The sequence below is a fragment of the Aneurinibacillus migulanus genome, from assembly GCF_001274715.1.
GTDB lineage: Bacteria > Bacillota > Bacilli > Aneurinibacillales > Aneurinibacillaceae > Aneurinibacillus > Aneurinibacillus migulanus.
In genome coordinates this window covers 1,074,321-1,088,848 of sequence record NZ_LGUG01000004.1, presented here as the reverse complement: position 1 = coordinate 1,088,848, position 14,528 = coordinate 1,074,321, and the positions used below count along the sequence as shown (strand labels likewise).

General features: G+C 43.2%; 13 protein-coding genes and 1 riboswitch. Of the genes, 6 read left to right on the top strand and 7 right to left on the bottom strand.

Annotated elements, in window-relative coordinates; translation table 11 throughout:
* Positions 1 to 158: 158 nt before the first annotated feature.
* Positions 159 to 1,676, top strand: coding sequence for a hypothetical protein (locus tag AF333_RS07105; protein WP_139188898.1), 1,518 nt, complete (start codon positions 159 to 161; stop codon positions 1,674 to 1,676).
* Between the two features lie 88 nt (positions 1,677 to 1,764).
* Positions 1,765 to 1,962, top strand: coding sequence for a hypothetical protein (locus AF333_RS07100; RefSeq protein ID WP_043065468.1), 198 nt, complete (start codon positions 1,765 to 1,767; stop codon positions 1,960 to 1,962).
* 122 nt (positions 1,963 to 2,084) lie between these two features.
* Here the strand turns inward: AF333_RS07100 and AF333_RS07095 are convergent, their stop codons facing one another.
* The 4 genes from AF333_RS07095 to AF333_RS07080 form a co-directional block, all read right to left on the bottom strand.
* A complete protein-coding gene (locus AF333_RS07095; protein ID WP_043065467.1) occupies positions 2,085 to 3,494 on the bottom strand; it encodes a hypothetical protein in 1,410 nt (469 codons plus the stop codon).
* Positions 3,495 to 3,527: 33 nt separating this feature from the next.
* Positions 3,528 to 5,093, bottom strand: a complete 1,566-nt coding sequence (locus AF333_RS07090; protein WP_043065466.1) for a long-chain-fatty-acid--CoA ligase — start codon at positions 5,091 to 5,093, stop codon at positions 3,528 to 3,530.
* 232 nt (positions 5,094 to 5,325) lie between these two features.
* Positions 5,326 to 6,357, bottom strand: a complete 1,032-nt coding sequence (locus AF333_RS07085; RefSeq protein WP_043065465.1) for a cytochrome d ubiquinol oxidase subunit II — start codon at positions 6,355 to 6,357, stop codon at positions 5,326 to 5,328.
* The gene (locus AF333_RS07080) at positions 6,354 to 7,694 is read right to left on the bottom strand and encodes a cytochrome ubiquinol oxidase subunit I (protein WP_043065464.1); all 1,341 of its coding nucleotides are present in this window, start codon (positions 7,692 to 7,694) and stop codon (positions 6,354 to 6,356) included. The genes AF333_RS07085 and AF333_RS07080 overlap by 4 nt, the downstream gene beginning before the upstream one ends.
* Before the next feature lie 152 nt (positions 7,695 to 7,846).
* Between AF333_RS07080 and AF333_RS07075 the strand changes: the two genes are divergently transcribed.
* Positions 7,847 to 8,578, top strand: a complete 732-nt coding sequence (locus tag AF333_RS07075; protein WP_043065463.1) for a polysaccharide deacetylase family protein — start codon at positions 7,847 to 7,849, stop codon at positions 8,576 to 8,578.
* 60 nt (positions 8,579 to 8,638) lie between these two features.
* Positions 8,639 to 8,779: riboswitch (cyclic di-AMP (ydaO/yuaA leader) on the top strand.
* Between the two features lie 7 nt (positions 8,780 to 8,786).
* Positions 8,787 to 9,608, top strand: coding sequence for a LysM peptidoglycan-binding domain-containing protein (locus tag AF333_RS37155; protein ID WP_052811989.1), 822 nt, complete (start codon positions 8,787 to 8,789; stop codon positions 9,606 to 9,608).
* A gap of 48 nt (positions 9,609 to 9,656) precedes the next feature.
* Here AF333_RS37155 and AF333_RS07065 read toward each other — a convergent pair whose 3' ends face one another.
* From AF333_RS07065 to AF333_RS31580, 3 genes are all read right to left on the bottom strand, one after another.
* On the bottom strand, positions 9,657 to 11,645 hold the full coding sequence (locus AF333_RS07065) for a methyl-accepting chemotaxis protein (RefSeq protein ID WP_043065462.1): 1,989 nt from the start codon (positions 11,643 to 11,645) through the stop codon (positions 9,657 to 9,659).
* Between the two features lie 315 nt (positions 11,646 to 11,960).
* A complete protein-coding gene (locus AF333_RS36710; RefSeq protein WP_268753608.1) occupies positions 11,961 to 12,089 on the bottom strand; it encodes a hypothetical protein in 129 nt (42 codons plus the stop codon).
* Between the two features lie 113 nt (positions 12,090 to 12,202).
* Positions 12,203 to 12,376, bottom strand: a complete 174-nt coding sequence (locus AF333_RS31580; RefSeq protein WP_139188897.1) for an aspartyl-phosphate phosphatase Spo0E family protein — start codon at positions 12,374 to 12,376, stop codon at positions 12,203 to 12,205.
* Between the two features lie 223 nt (positions 12,377 to 12,599).
* Between AF333_RS31580 and AF333_RS07060 the strand changes: the two genes are divergently transcribed.
* Positions 12,600 to 13,919: a sensor histidine kinase gene (locus AF333_RS07060; RefSeq protein ID WP_043065461.1), complete on the top strand. Its 1,320-nt coding sequence runs from the start codon at positions 12,600 to 12,602 to the stop codon at positions 13,917 to 13,919.
* Positions 13,900 to 14,526: an accessory gene regulator ArgB-like protein gene (locus AF333_RS07055; RefSeq protein WP_043065460.1), complete on the top strand. Its 627-nt coding sequence runs from the start codon at positions 13,900 to 13,902 to the stop codon at positions 14,524 to 14,526. The genes AF333_RS07060 and AF333_RS07055 overlap by 20 nt, the downstream gene beginning before the upstream one ends.
* Positions 14,527 to 14,528 lie beyond the last annotated feature (2 nt).

Genomic DNA, 14,528 nt, shown 5'->3' with positions numbered 1-14,528 from the left:
AAGTTCTTTAGTAAAATTCTACTTGATAACGGGACGTTCTGAAACGGGAGTTATCTTCAATAATGCAAACAAATATTGAATTTTTTATACGGAAGAAGGCAAAAGACCTATCTATGCAGAATGTAAATATATATCACTTAGGAAAATGGGGATCGAACATGAAAAACATAAAAAGTATCATTCTCTGTCTCTTGTGCTGTCTTTTTATTTTCTCTGGACTTATACATAATGGAACGGCTGCTGCGGCTACGAGCAATGTTCCTGTTCTCCACCCAGTGGACATAGACAATGATGGACTACCGGAATATCGGATAGAAGCGAATGGATGGGTGGAATCGGTCCGCCCAGTTGTCACAACAAAAAAATACGAGCATGCGACATATACGTATTATCAGTATAAAAAAGGTGGACGTGGTTTCGATCTTACGTTCGTCAAGTTAAAAAACGGAAGCTTTCTCTACTTTGCTCGCCATACGAATGCCGGCAAAACAGAGCCTGTGCAGGTTCGCATTACCGCACTTGATCCTGCAATAGAGCAAACCGCTTCTCTTGTGACTGGTAACGAGAAGAGCTGGAAAAAATTTATGGGTGCCTCCGATTCCTATGCGTCTTCGGTGTATGTGGACGGAAGTAAGTTGTTCTATCGAATCGGAAAAGCTGAAACATACAAATCGCTTGGCTATACTGTATATAAAGAAATGCCGCAAGCAAGTCCAGCAACAAAACACACACAGAACGATTCAGGTCATGTATTCCTGCTCACGATGAATGCAGGAGCCGGTACCGAATCAGCAACATGGGGCATGCTGTCGAATCAACCGCTCATTCGCTGGGAGAACCAGCTGGCCGAAACGAAAGCGGCTCAGCTCGAATTCGAAATCGACAAGAAGCTACGGGAAGATGGTGCCTACTATACGAATGAAAATACATACAGACCATATGAGCCAGGCAGCTTTTACCGGAATCCAGCTAATGTTGATGGACTTCGCTCACTCGCGTTTCTACCCGAGGCAGAGAACGGCGTATGGTTCCAAAATATTGCTTCCCACCTCGCCTATACAGCCGTTCAAACGCAAACGAATAGCGGATATTGGGAAACATATCCGCGGTCAGAGTGGCTATACCAGTCATACGGAATCGGCTATCGCTATATGGATAACCGACGCAACATCGACAATGCGACTTTTCTATTGCACTACTATTGGGTCATGCCCGATCCGGTCATAAAAAAAGCGTTAGATAAATGGGATACGTATCTTATGGATTATGCTGGGCGTTATGGAATAAAAGTAGGTCCGGATGGCCTCTTCGTACCCGATTATGTAGGAGCAGAAGGAAGCAAGCAATCGCATACGTCGCTTAACCATTTAGTAGCTACTATGAATTACCTCTACGAAGTATATTTGTATAATGGCGATGAAAGTAAAAAACAACTGGGGAACCGTTTGCTTGCAGGTATCCAGGCTACCCGTGCACAATGGGTTATGCCTGATCAAAATCTGTATTATGCGCTGTATCCGGATTTGACGCCGCATCCGTATTCAGATTATGCCTACCTTACCCGGGATGATCTAGTCTTTTCCCAGTACTTGCTTTCGAGAGTAAATGGTCACGAAGATCCTGACCTACAGCTTTTAATCGATAGCAAAAACGCTTGGCTAGAAACACGGCAATAAAGTAAAGCTTTCATCCAGGAACGTACGTTGAAACTTTTTTTTCGCTCTCACGTATTACACAGTACGTACCGAATGAGGAGGAAAGAACATGATTAAAATACTGCTTGGAGGCATTGTCATCGTACTGCTTATCATCCTGGTGTTCGGTCTCCTAATTGTAGCCGGACTAGCAAAAGGCGCCCGCAAGCTAATGGGAAGAGGGCGCGGTGATTTCTCCTCTCGCTCCTATGGACATCACCATTATAAAAAACATAAACGTTCTAGCATGAGCTTTTTCAGCAGCTAGCCTAGTCATTAAATATTTTGCTAACTGTTTCATATACTCTACAGGGAAAAAGCAGCATGTACTCTCTTATCCATCAAGAAAGGGACTGACTCACAACCTTTTGAGTCAGCCCTTTTTACGTTTTACTCCGCTTTTTTCGCTTGTGCAGAATCTTCAGAGACAATGGTAACTTCCGCCACGGACCGACCTGCAGTCGTCCAATCTTTTTCTAGCAATAACCAAAGGATAATTCCGATACCAAGACCCCATGCTGCTCCTTTTGTAGCAAGAACGGCACCGACAAGCACAGCAATACCCTTCTGCAAATTTCCTTCATCCTTAAGAATTTCCAGTGCCAGGTATCCGCATAAGTAACCTTGAATAAGCATAGTAAGCGCCATGCCAATGTGGATACCAGGTTGAAATAAGGAAACAATCGGTCCTAACAAAAGCGCAATACTCATCCCCCAGAAGATGCCTGTCGCCCCGCCCCAATAACTATCGTTCTGCTCTCGGCTGCTATTCATATACCTGTTTAATGCGAGCACCTGCCCTGCCGTCCACTGTGGGCCAGATAACGGAAGATAGGGCATAAACAATCCTTGCAGAAAATTTCGGAACGAGACAATAATGCTATTGCGTCCCGGGCTAAATGCGATTTTTTCATCTGGGCGTGCTTGATTTGCACTCTTCAGTAAAGTACTGACTACAAGAATATCTCCAAATGCGATAATATAAGCGGCAACCGCCAATGGTAACGCTTTCAAAAAGTATTCCATTGGCGGAAATCCGAGGCCGAATACGCTATAGTTAGCTATAATCTCGCCAATAGGCAATGCTACAAAGCTCCAGTTCAATACAGGAAGATTAACTTCTCCAATAAGAATACCGAAGCCATATGCCAATGCAAACGGTACCGCAATGCCGAATTGGGCAATATAACGGAACAAGCCATATTTTTGGCGCAGCGGCCCAGCGGATTTAGAGAACATCATGAAAAATCCGAGCGCAGCCCCAATTAGAATGGTGACCGGCATTTTCCATACACGACCCGTTGCCGCGAATTCACCGAGAATTGCAGCCATAGCTGCCCCCAGCAAAATTCCTGCTTTCAAAGACACGGGTACTCTTTTAACCAAAACATCGGCTCCTTTAAACACCCCCATTATCAAGAAAATAAACGCAACCGTTAGCTGAAGAGCAATAAGTGCCTGAATGCGTTCTTCTCCTGCGGGAAATCCGTTTAAAAAGCCGACATACAGCGGAATACCGGCCGTAATCCATCCCGCAATAGCCGGATCACCAAAATGTGTATGCAGCAAATACATAAAATTGTTGATGATGACAAAAGCGATGGCTAGCTCAAACGGTATGCCCAGCGTATCCATCATAACTGCCGTGATACCCATCGGCACCACACAAAGAATCGCGCCTTGAATCCAATCCGGAAACTCCATACCATAGTGGACAAACGGCAACCTTAGCTTCAAACCGCCTAATACGGCTGGCTGTTCAGCTCCATGCTCGCGCCTCTTTCCGAAATATCCCCGCATCGCCTCTTTGCCTCCGCTCTATATTCTTTTATTTTACCGCACTTCTTTCCATTGCTTCTCAAGTACGAATTTCTGAATTTTACCGCTAGGGGTTTTCGGTAATGCCTCTACAAAATGGTATTCACGCGGTCTCTTATACTTTGCGAGCCGTCCACCGTCCAAAAGAAACTTATCCAGCTCCTCAGCGGTCGCTGTACTTCCCGGTTTGATGACGATATACGCAACGACAATATGGCCCCATGTCGGATCAGGCTTACCGATTACGGCTGCCTCCAGAATTTCAGGATGTTCAACAAGCCGATCTTCTACTTCCCTGGGATATACATTCTCTGCACCTGAAACGATCATATGATCCAATCGATCGTGAATCCAGATGTAGCCGTCTTCATCGTATGACGCCATATCGCCTGTATGATACCAACCATATGCAAGCGCTTTTTCTGTCGCTTCCGGTCGTTGATAATACTCCTGCATCATGCATGGGCCTTTGACGATAATTTCTCCCACCTCTCCTATGGCACATTCATCATCCGGATGGGAGGGACTTCCGTCTTCCCGCAGATGAGCAATTTTCACTTCATGTGTAAGAATGGCTTTCCCTGCTGACCCGGCCCGTTCTAACTGTTCATCCGTGTAGAGAACCGTCATAACCGGCCCCATCTCCGTTGTACCATACATCTGCACTAGGTCCGCACCGACTTTTTGTTGGAATTGGCGAATGAGCACAGGCGGCATCGATGCGCCACCATATCCGAGCAGCCGCAGCGAAGACAAATCGTACGTGCTAAATGCCACATCGTTCAGCAACATATTGACCATGGTAGGTGCAGCAAACAAGTGGGTTACTTTCTCGCATTCGATCGCTTTCAATACTTCCGCCGCACAAAAGGAGTGAAGCAACACGTTAGTAGCTCCTACATGTACACGCGGTAAGAAAGATGTATGCAGCTCCGCCGTATGGTTCAGCGGTGCAGCCGAGAGCCCAACATCATTCTTATTCAATCCCATGCACTGCATCATTAGAAAATTGTGGTGCACCATGTCACGGTGCTTATGCAATACTCCTTTTGGACGGCCAGTCGTACCACTCGTATACATCATAATATACAGGTCCTCTTCTGTTACATGAACATGCGGCCGCTGATTGTCTCCTTGTGCTACTAGTTCGTAGAAAGAATCATCTCCGTTCGGCACCGATTCGTCGACAAAGATAAATTGAGCTACCTGCGTTCCCAGTTTACGAGCCTGTTTTACCACTTCCGCGAGTGCTGCTTCGTATACGAGCACCTGGCTGTTTGCATCATTCAGAATGTACTGAAGCTCATATGCAGTCAATCGATAGTTAATCGGATTGAAAATAGCTCCCAATTTTGCGGCAGCAAATAAGGTAATGACAAATTCACTTGTATTATAGAGAAAAACAGATACTACATCCCCTTTCCGGACGCCTCTGCGCCTAAGTGCGTCAGCAAACCGATTCACCTTCTCATCTAACTCTCGAAACGTCCAGCTCTGGTTCTTTCTTCGATACACCAGGCCTGTCTTCTGCGGGTAATTTCGTGCTGCCCACTCGATTACATTCCCAACCGTCGTACTCATTCCCTCACCTCTATAAGTAAAGTACTAGATGTGCAATTTATTTTTGACTGTATATTTTAACTATTGCAAAAAATATACCTACTTTACAGAAGGTTACATTCGCATGTTTTAGAGCTTATCGCCTTGCTTTCGTATCTAAAGGAAACAAATAATCTCCTATAGAAACTTATGTGTACCAAAAAAGAAACAACCCCTTTCTATGATAGAAAGGAGCTGTCTGCCTTCTGTCCAATTAGGACTGTCGCAAATAACGCTTATCTTTCATAAACATCCGCCAGAAAAAGATAAAACCCGGTGTCAAAATCGCAAAGCCAACAATGTATGAAATGAACAGCGCGCGAAACGTATTCGGATGGGTGAAAGCCGATTCAATGGTAACATGCGGATACACAATATAAGGCAGATGAGCTTTACCGTATGCGTAGCTGGCCAGAAGATACTGTAGGACAATACAAAGTACGGCGATGCGTGGTCTTCCCAAAAGCTTCGTTTGTGCCCCACCCGGCCACCATAACGCTGTATATCCGATAAAAAAAGACGCAGCCGACACAAGCAATATGTTCAGTTCTCCAAGTAAATTAGTATACAACCAAGGCGCTTCGCCTCTCATAGAGGCAACGAGCACTAATGCAATAAAGAAGGAAAGCGGGCCGTTCAGAATAGCATCACGGCGATATAGCCGATACGCCTCCGATTCATTCGCAACCCGCGAATAATCTGCCAGTAAAAGCGATGAGAGAAAGAATGTGCTGCTAATGGCGAAGGCTGCGAATGAAACTCCGCTGGCACTTGTCAGCAATTTTCCGAGCAACAGCTCTTCATATCCCTTTTCTGTCCCGATGAACCCGCCCTGCGTAATCGGAAGTACAAGAATAAGAAGTGCAGGGATGAGCAGACCACTAATACCTGAAATAATAGTTAATTGTTTCTCGTATCCTTCTACGGAATGAGAATATACGAGAAAAGCACTACGAATGGACAACAAAAGTAAAATCAAGCTACCGGGAATTAGAAGTACTGTGCCAAGCGTAAATGTGGCACCCGGAAAAAAGCATACCAATCCGATAACAATTAAAACAACAAATACATTAGTCACCTCCCAGGAAGGCGACAAATATCGGTTGGCGATGTTGGTTGCTCTGCTCTGTTCGTGGTTACGGTATATCATCGACCAGAAACCAGTACCAAAATCAATCGAGGCCGCTACTGAGTATACAAAAACAAACAGCCATAGCATAGCAATCGCAATCAATTCATTGCTCATGAACCAAGCGCTCCTCTCTTCTCCAACTCCTTCTCCAATGGATGTCGCTTAAAATAGTGGCGTAATACGACCACAGTTGCGATTCCAAGCAACAAATAAATGCTGACGAATAACGCAAACAGCAGACCGATATTTTCCGATTGCGTGACCGAATCAGCGGTCAGCATAGTTCGGTACAGTACCCATGGCTGGCGCCCAGTACAAGCAAAAATCCAACCGAATTCAATACCCATCATCGCCAGCGGACCGGATGCAATGAAAAGCCACATAAGCCAGCGTGGGAACCCTTCACGCTTCATAAGATGACGCCAGACAAAACCGATAATCGACAAAAGAATCAAAAGCGAACCGATGGCAACCATCCCATTAAATAAGGTGTGTATATACAGTGGAGGCCAATATTCTCGAGGAAAATCATTAAGCCCCTTCACTACCTCGTCAAATCGGTTGCCCGCCAAAAAGCTTAATGCCCACGGAACTTCAATGCCATATTTTACGCTTTGTGTCGCCTCATCCGTAAAGCCACCAATCGCCAGCGGTGCATACGCCTGCGTCTCAAAGAGTCCTTCCGCTGCCGCTAGCTTCTCCGGCTGATACTCATGAAGATACTGCGCAGACTCATGTCCGTTCAATGCAGTACCTATCGAAAACAGCCCACCGATTGCCAGTGCCATCATTAACGCTTTACGATGAAAAGTAAATTCTCTATCTCCTCTCCGACGCTTTAGCATCTTATACGCCGCCACAGAAGCGATGGCGAAAGCACCTGTCATATATGCAGAAAGTCCGACGTGAACCGCCGACACAACAAAGCTTGGGTTAAAGAATCCCGCCCACGGGTCCACATCGACTACCTGACCGTTCTCGATTCGAAATCCAGCCGGCGTACCTTCAAATGCATGGACATTCGTAATAAGTACAGCTGATGCCAACGCTCCGAGTGCAATTAAGCTAACGCTGAGAATACGCATTCCGGGAGAAAGGCGATCCGCCGCATATACATAAATGGACATGAATAGCGCTTCTAGTAAAAACGCAAAAATCTCGATCTGGAATGGCAGAGCGATAACCTTACCTACCACTTCCATAAATCCTGGCCACAGCAAGGATAACTGCACGCCCGCAATTGTTCCAGAAGGGATGGCCACCCCTAATAATACTGCAAAGCCTTTGGTCCATCGCTGAGCCATAATGTGATAATCTCTGTCTTTTTTCCAATGGTATAGAATCTCCGCTCCTAGAATCATTAGCGGTAAGCCTACTCCAAGCGTCGCAAAAATAATATGAAATCCCATCGTCGTTCCGAACATTGCCCGCGCTAATTGTAAATCATCCACCGCTCCCTGCTCCTCTCGTCAAGTGTCATGTTCGTTTTAGTATTGTGTCTCCGATGGATAAATATTCTTGACGAAAAAGAAGCAGCAGGGAGTATACGGAAACAAAAATCGCTAACAATAAAACGACCACTTCTAAATGGCTGGTGAAGCTCATGCTTATAAGTAAGCGTTATATTCTTTTTTTCATCACTGTACTTTGCTTCATGCTTCTGTTTTATATAACTTCTGACCTACCTATACCGACAACTGGAAAATCCTACAGTTATGCTGAACCACTCCATCATGTTGATACCAAGAAAAAGCTAATTGCTCTAACATTCGACGATGGTCCTCATCCCGTATATACAAGACGCTTACTAAAGGTATTGGACAAGCACAAAGCTAAAGCTACCTTCTTTGTAGTAGGCGAGCGTGCACAATGGTATGCACCGGTTATTCGTCAAATTCACCGGCGCGGCCATGAAATCGGCAATCATACGTTTACACACCCGCATATGAAACATATCACCTCTGAACAATTACAAGAAGAAATTCGTAAAACCGATCAGATTATTCATTCCTTAACAGGTACATATCCCCGTTTTTTCCGTCCTCCTGGCGGAGAAATTACCTATACGGTCTTGCGAAGCTCAGCAAGTCAGAAGCACCCTATCGCTATCTGGTCTTATCACCAAGATACACGTGATTGGGCACATCCAGGCACCGCTTACATTGTCAGTAAAGTTACCAGTGGAGCCAGACCGGGTGATATCATTCTATTCCATGACTCTGGCCTCGATCAGTCGCAAACGATAGAAGCCGTCGACAAGGTGCTAACTATTCTTTCAAAACAAGGGTATCGTTTCGTGACACTTTCCCAACTTCTGCATGAACAGAAAAAATAATCAAACACTCACTTATAATTACCAGCGTTTCTTGTTTCGTTTTTATGTTATGATGTCCGAGATATCAAAAAGCCGAGACTTCACAGTGAAGTGCAGGGGATATTTTTTTGGGGTGAATTGCGTACGGTTCGCCGTATACATAGGGTAACCTCCTGAATCCGAACCCGACAACTAACCCTGTAGGCTATCAGGAGAGGAGCTTTTCAGCATGAAAAAAAGTATTCTTACCGGTTTACTTACTATAACAGCGTGTGTGAGTGTTGCCGCCAGTGTTTCGGCAGCCGAAGCATATACGGTAAAAGAAAACGACACGCTGTGGAAAGTAGAGCAGAATCATAAACTACCGTTTGCAACCGTACAAAAAATGAATCCAGCGATCGATCCGAAGAATTTGCATATCGGAACGAAATTGCGTATGCCGGATACATATACCGCGGTAGAAGGTGAGTCGCTCCAGGACATTTCCAAAAAAGTAAATATTCCTGTAAAGAAATTGCAAAACACCAACCCGAATGTAAACCCGAACAACATTCAGGGAGGGTCTGTGCTGGTCCTGCCACAGAAAACAAAAGTGGCAAAACCAAAGAAAAAAGTGAGCAGCACATCCACCAAAACCTCATCCATCCCGACTGTAAAGAAAGCGGACGGAACATCCACTAAAGCCCCATCTATTCCAGCCGTAAAGACGGTGGACGGCAAAGAGCTGGCCTATAAACACACACTTTCTTCAAAAGCAACCGCATACTCTGCTGCTCCCGAAGAAAATGGCGGCTATGCCGGTATTGACTACTTCGGCAATAAGCTAAAGGTAGGAACGATTGCAGTTGACCCTGATGTCATACCACTAGGAAGCAAGGTGTATGTTACCGGTTACTCGTTCCCTGGATTGCCTGAGGGTGGTATGATAGCGCATGCAACCGACATCGGAGGTGCGATTAAAAACAACCATATCGACATCTTTGTACCGGGTTCACCAGCGCATGTAAACAAGTTCGGAGTACAGAAAGTAAAAATCTATGTCCTGAAATAGACGAAAACACCCGCCAGGGATTCGGCGGGTGTTTTCATACATAATAAACTATAGTTTAAACCGTCGTAATTGCTGCTGCATTTGATCAGCAAGATGCGCCAGCGAGTGAGAAGAAGTAGAAATCTTCTCCATAGATGATAGCTGTTCATCTGTCGCTTGCGAAATGTTCTGCAGACTGAGTTTGTTTTCACTTGTAATTTCTGCAATGCAATTCATGGCTGCCACAACATCTTCCGTACTTGCGGCCATTTGTTCAGAAGAGGCCGAAATCTCCTGCATTTGACCTGTAACTTCTTGAATTGCTTTAGCAATTTCGCTAAACGATTCTCCTGCAAAGGCAACTGTATGAATACCATCCTCTACTTCTGTCGCCCCTTGTTTCATCGCTTCTACTGTATCTTGAATTTCTCGCTGGATGCTGTAAATTTCCTGGGCAATTCGGTGAGAGGCTTCACCTGTCTGACTTGCCAGTTTGCGCACTTCATCCGCTACTACAGCAAATCCCCTGCCATGTTCGCCTGCCCGTGCCGCTTCAATCGCTGCATTCAGCGACAACAGATTGGTCTGTTCAGAAATTTCATTAATAAAGGCAACAATGCTCCCTATTTCGCGTGAACGATTATCTAATACTTCCATCTTCTTATCAAGTTGCCGCACCGTTTCATAAATACCGTTCATTTTTTGCGATACTGTCTCAATAGCCTGCCTTCCTTCCCCAGACAAGTCACTGGTGCGTACTGCCGAGTCTGAAACGTTGCCTGCATGAACGGCGATATGCTGTACTGCTGTCGCCATTTCTTTTACCGTATCCGATGTAATCGCTACCTGCTCCTCCTGGCTTTTATATTCTGTTACCACCCGATGAACGATATCGGTAATACGACGACTCGCTGCTTTCGTCTGGTCGGAGCTGGAGCTTAACTCTTCGGAGGAAGCAGCCAGATGTTCTGCTGTATCGTTCATATGTGTAACAATATCACGTAGTGACTCATTCATTCGATTAAAGCTATGGCCTAATTGCCCGAATTCATCATCCGTTTTTGCTTGGATATGTTCACGCAAGTCACCTTCCTTAATTTTGTCCGCCCCAATCATCAATCTCCTAAGACGTGATGTCATAGATGAAACGAGAATATATACCAAAACAGCTCCCACTATGGTCGTAATTAAAATAACAACAATTGTCGTATACAATACCGGATTTGCAGCATTATCCACTTCCTGCTTCAACATGGTTCCACCAATTTTCCATCCAGTATCCTCATTGGTCACATGCACAATTTCTCTCTCTTCGCCTTCTACTACAACCTCAGTTTCTCCAGATGCCGTCTGAAGCACAGGTTGCAGCCACGTAACATCACTTAATTTTTTGCCTGATTCATAGAGCGGATGAACAATAACGTTGCCTTCTTTATCCGTAATGAAAGCATATCCATGCTGACCGATTTTCATTTGCCGTGTAATGTCCGCCAACTTTTTCAAGCTTACATCCATTCCGACAACACCTTTTCCGTCCTTAGTCATTCTGGCAATGGTTACGACCATATTTTTCGAAGATGCGGCGATATATGGACTCGTAATTACAGTTTTCCCAGGCTGACTTACGGCGTCCCTATACCAGGGGCGCTGTCTTGGGTCGTATCCTTTTGCCATCTGAGTCATCGGCCACTTGATAAATATGCCCATTTCCGTCCCGATATACGTACGTTCAAGCATTGGCTGTGTCTCTTGAAATCTTGCCATCATTGCCCGTATAGCCGGAACGTTTCCATCTTTAATCGTACCTGCCTGGATGTACCCCGCCAGAAATTCTACCTCCTGTTTTTTCGCCTGCAACATCTGATTAATTGTATGGTTCAACAAACGAACGCTTTCATTAGCTGCTTCACCCAATTGCCTCTCTACATTACTTCGTGCTGTTTGATACGAGAAATAACCTATCAAAAGACTCGGTACAAGCAAAATAAAAGCAAAAGCAATATTCAACCTTGCCCTGACTCCCCATCTTGCGTTTCTATGATGCTGATCTTTTCTCATCGATTTGTTAACCCCTTGTCCACTGTATATTATCCATTCTGTGTTCTTTTCGTGCTTGTATCATCCTCCAATCGATTGAACTTTTGGCCTGTTTCAAATAGCCTATAAAATTACCTATTAAAAATATACCGAGCAATTATGTAAGTCAATTACCATCTTTACTTTCTTTATATTCTTTATAGTTAAACATTTATTTTTTAGTAAATAAAAAAAGCATCAAGTAATGAACAGTAGTATGTTCATTACCCGATACTCCTTAGTTATATAAATTACACTTGATATTTTGACAGGGTAGCGTGGTTGGAGGTAGGTGATTCAGAAAAAGAAGAGGTTGGATGGGCCCTGCGCTCCAGCAGAGGCAAACGTGCCTTTTTCCGACCGCTCCCGCCCACCGCCCTTCCTTCTTTTCTTACCTCCCACCACAAGAATTTGTTGATTTATCAAATCAGATGTATATAGAATACATTTCTCTTCAATTGCTACCTTATATCATCTTATCCATGTTAAAATGTCAAATGACATTCGTATAATAGTAAATAAGAAGAAAGGAAAACGGGCTACGTGCTATCCCTATCCTCCTTTACATAGCGGTTATACTCATTTAATAAAAAATCGAGTCTTCTGCTAACTTTTAATACCTGGGGTTCGGTTAACGCTTTCGTTTTAGCGAGGCTATTCAGCTCTATCCTTGCTTCTTCAATCTTGTACAGAAGTCTCTCTTTTCTTTTCAACCTTCTACACCTACATTCTGATCTCTTTACTATAGTAATCTGCTTTGATAGTTAAGAATTCATCATAGTTGGAAGCAGAAAAAGGAAATTATATTCTCTATTATAGGAATTTATAGTTATAAATATAAACATAAAAATTTATAATTCTTCATATTTTTATTTTTTACTAAATTTAGCAGGAAATTAGCATACAATGTCGAAGTTAATCAGAGGAGTGAAAAAAGTGGAGTTTTTTGTCTTTTTCTTTTATTCTATTCCGGAGATGTTTCTGATTCTAGCGTTTATCGCTACACTTTCAGGATACGATTTTTCCAAAAATGTGATTCCAATGGCTCTTATCTCCATTTTGATCTCCTGCTGCATTGAATTTTTTCGTTTTATTGATCTTCATGCATTCATTAGATTATTTCTTCAGCTTTTTATGGTTGTTACATTAATGAGACTGGCTTTTGGCATCGTTTTTGCCCGAGCAACCATATGTGCAATTATCTCCCTTTTGATACTACAGATGACCGAACTGGTCACCATTAATACCTCTATGATTCTTTTTCATACAAATCTGCAAGAACTTCAGAATAACCCGTTATTATGGGTACCTACTATCTGGTTTATCCTTATTGTTTTAGCTTCCTTGCTTTTCATAATTAAAAAATATGATTTCTCTATCTTTCATCAACGTATACGTTCGCACAATATTAATGTATTCTCTTTCTCATCTTATTTAATATTTACCGCTTTTTTTACATTTGGCATCATCGGTTCTCAATTGCTAACACAAGAGAAAACGCAATCTATCTATACAATTATTGCTATCTTTATTTTTCAAGCATTATCCATTCTGATGGTAAACGAGTTAATAAAGTCGCGTGTTCGGAAAACAGAGCTGTCCGTATATAAGGAATCGTTAAAAGATATCAATTCCTTATTCACTACTGTTCGTTCTCAGCGACATGACTTCTCTAATCATCTGCAAGTTCTTTATATTTTCGCTAAACAAGGGGAAAACGAAAAAATACTGCTCTATATTGAACAGTTGATTGGACAAATTAAATCCGTTAACCAAATTCTTATTTCTGATAACCCTGGCTTAAGTGCTTTATTGCAGACGAAAGTCGCACAGTTCGAACAGGAAGGGATTTCAATTGAGTTGAATATCGGCTCTACATTAACGGATACAAACATACCGATGATTGAACTCAATCAAATCATAGGCAATCTACTAGACAATGCGGCTGATGCTATTAAATTAGCCGGCTATCCTAGCAATCAAATTTTTCTTCAGACGATAAGAAAGAATAATCAAGTCGAAATTAAAGTGAAAAATTACCGTCCGATTATTCCTTCCCATCTACAACAAAAAGTATTCGAGTACGGATTTTCTACAAAACCGAAGCATTCAGGGCTCGGGCTCGCCATTATAACTAATTTGGTTAAAAAGAATAAAGGCAACCTTCTCTTAGTGAGTAATGAAACAGTTGGTACTGAATTCACTATTATTTTTCCTGTTGCAGGGGGGAGTAAAATTGAGCAAAAAACTAGCTGATTCAATTGCACTAGCACTAGCAGAATCGGGAAATACCCAGCATCCGCCAGCCGTACTATCCTATGGTCTTCAAATTATCATGAACACGGTAATCAAGATTACCGTTATAACGCTCATAGGCTGGATGTTACATATCCTACTGGAACTCTACATTATGATATTTTCTTTTGGAGCACTCCGTATGATTACTGGGGGTGTGCATGCCCATACGTTTGTAAGATGTTTAACTATCAGCTTAATTTCCTTCGTACTGTTAACCTTATCGGTTCCTTATGCTATCTCTTTTTTTCTCGATTATAACCTAGTATTACTCATGCTCATCTTCCTATTCGGGAGTGTAGTTACCTGGCTATATGTTCCCGGTATGTGGGGAATAAGACAATTCACTGAAAAGCGTATACAAATATCCAAGCTACTCTCTTTTATATATCTTTCTCTACTTCTGCTATTCACATGGTATGTTGTCACATATGTGGATGTAAGTATGTGGCAGCAGATATCGCTGGTGGCGATATCCGGCATGGTATGGCAGTACACACTCGTTACTCCTGTAGGCTACCGGTTATTTAGCAAAATTGAAAATATGATGATTTTGAAAAGGAGGTGATA

Bases quoted from the DNA above. Each gene is read 5' to 3' on its own strand.
- AF333_RS07105 (WP_139188898.1), top strand. From the start codon at position 159: ATGAAAAACATAAAAAGTATCATTCTCTGTCTCTTGTGCTGTCTTTTT.
- AF333_RS07100 (WP_043065468.1), top strand. From the start codon at position 1,765: ATGATTAAAATACTGCTTGGAGGCATTGTCATCGTACTGCTTATCATC.
- AF333_RS07095 (WP_043065467.1), bottom strand. From the start codon at position 3,494: ATGCGGGGATATTTCGGAAAGAGGCGCGAGCATGGAGCTGAACAGCCA.
- AF333_RS07090 (WP_043065466.1), bottom strand. From the start codon at position 5,093: ATGAGTACGACGGTTGGGAATGTAATCGAGTGGGCAGCACGAAATTAC.
- AF333_RS07085 (WP_043065465.1), bottom strand. From the start codon at position 6,357: ATGAGCAATGAATTGATTGCGATTGCTATGCTATGGCTGTTTGTTTTT.
- AF333_RS07075 (WP_043065463.1), top strand. From the start codon at position 7,847: ATGCTTATAAGTAAGCGTTATATTCTTTTTTTCATCACTGTACTTTGC.
- AF333_RS37155 (WP_052811989.1), top strand. From the start codon at position 8,787: ATGAAAAAAAGTATTCTTACCGGTTTACTTACTATAACAGCGTGTGTG.
- AF333_RS07065 (WP_043065462.1), bottom strand. From the start codon at position 11,645: ATGAGAAAAGATCAGCATCATAGAAACGCAAGATGGGGAGTCAGGGCA.